We start from the raw sequence: 590 nt of genomic DNA on the forward strand, positions 1-590 counted from the left end.
ATAATTGATGATGAACCAGATATTCGAGAAGTTCTCGAATATCTGGTTCATCATCAATTATTAATACGCATGGTCGAGTCATTTAACGTCTCTACTAGTTTCTATCTCAGTCAATGCTGAAGTCTGTATTCAAATGTTTCTGGCTTAAACAATTCGTTTGTGGTGCGCAAATATAATGCGAAAACAAGCACCGCCACTACTGCTCTCAAGGTAACTTAAGTTTGCCTGATTGGCTTCACACAGTTCACGCGATATGTATAGACCCAATCCGGTTCCTGTGCTCTCGGTTGTAAAAAAGGGCTCAAACAAATGTTTCTGATTCTCTTCCGATACGCCATTACCCGAATCAATGATATCTACGACAGCTTGTCCCGTGCCCGCTTTGCGTGACAAGCATACTTCAACCCCACCCTCGTTCATCGATTTCTCGATGTGGTATTGCGCATTGACAATCAAGTTAGTAAGCACTTGCTCAATCTGAGAAGGGTCAAATCGCGCCAAAGTGTCTTCCTTATTCAGAACGTTCACGCGGATGGGGATAGGAGAATCGCTTTGTTCTCGACACTGATCGACGACTTGCTCAAGCCAAG

1 protein-coding gene is annotated in these 590 nt (G+C 43.6%); it reads right to left on the minus strand.

Annotated elements, in window-relative coordinates; translation table 11 throughout:
* Positions 1-144: 144 nt before the first annotated feature.
* Positions 145-590, minus strand: a 446-nt coding sequence (locus tag A3738_RS10495) for a HAMP domain-containing sensor histidine kinase (protein WP_197473788.1), incomplete at its 5' end; no start/stop codon positions are given.

The organism is Oleiphilus sp. HI0066 (assembly GCF_001635725.1).